Source organism: Streptomyces sp. AC627_RSS907 (genome assembly GCF_019049165.1).
On record NZ_JAGMUE010000350.1, the window covers coordinates 1 to 756 of the forward strand.

Annotated in this window: 2 pseudogenes; both read left to right on the plus strand. The window is 77.1% G+C overall.

Features of this window, described 5'->3' with window-relative positions:
- Positions 1–184 (plus strand): annotated as a pseudogene (locus tag KUM32_RS35670) (carbon monoxide dehydrogenase subunit G); the annotation flags it as partial.
- Positions 185–362: 178 nt separating this feature from the next.
- Positions 363–756: pseudogene (locus KUM32_RS35675) on the plus strand (aldose 1-epimerase); the annotation flags it as partial.

Below are 756 nucleotides of genomic sequence, written 5' to 3' on the forward strand. Positions count from 1 at the left end.
GCGCACGATGATCGGCCGCAGCGCCGAGGAGGTGGACCACGCGCCGCCGCGCGGCCGGTACGCGCCGGTGCCCGCGCCCGAGACCGCGTCCACCGTGGCCACCCTGCGCTGGGCCGCGCCCGCCGCGGCGGCCGTGCTCGCCTCGGCGGTCGTCGTGGGCCGCGTGCTGCGCCGCCGCAGGTAGGGCCGTACCGGCTGCCGAGGCAGCGCCCGGGCGGGGATCGCCGCCCGGGCGGGCCGTGGGGGCGTGCGCCGGAGCGGGTGGGCGTCGGCGGGGGCGGAATGACGCCGGGCGACCCAGGTGGCGCGGCACGCGGTGGGCAGCGGGACGCGGGCCCGGGAGCGCCGTTAGGGTCGGCGGGGTGAGCACCCAAGAGACCACGGATGGCGCCCCGGGGGCGCGCGACGTACGGCTGGTGGCACCCGGATTCGCGGAGTTGACGATCCGTCCGGAGGACGGCTGCCGCATCAGCTCGCTGATCATCAACGACCTGGAGGTGTTGCGCCAGGGCGACCGGTACGGCTCCTTCCCGATGGCGCCCTGGTGCGGGCGGATCGAGCTGGGCCAGTTCCGCAGCTTCGTCACCGCGCCGGGCGGGGGCGACGGGGCGGCCCGTAGCGGTGGCGTGCGGCACCAGATGCCGATCAACGCGACGCCGCACGCCATTCACGGCACGGTCCGCGACCAGCCCTGGCGCACCGCGACGGTCGACGACCAGTCCGCCACATTCTACTGCGACCTGACCGACCCCTGGC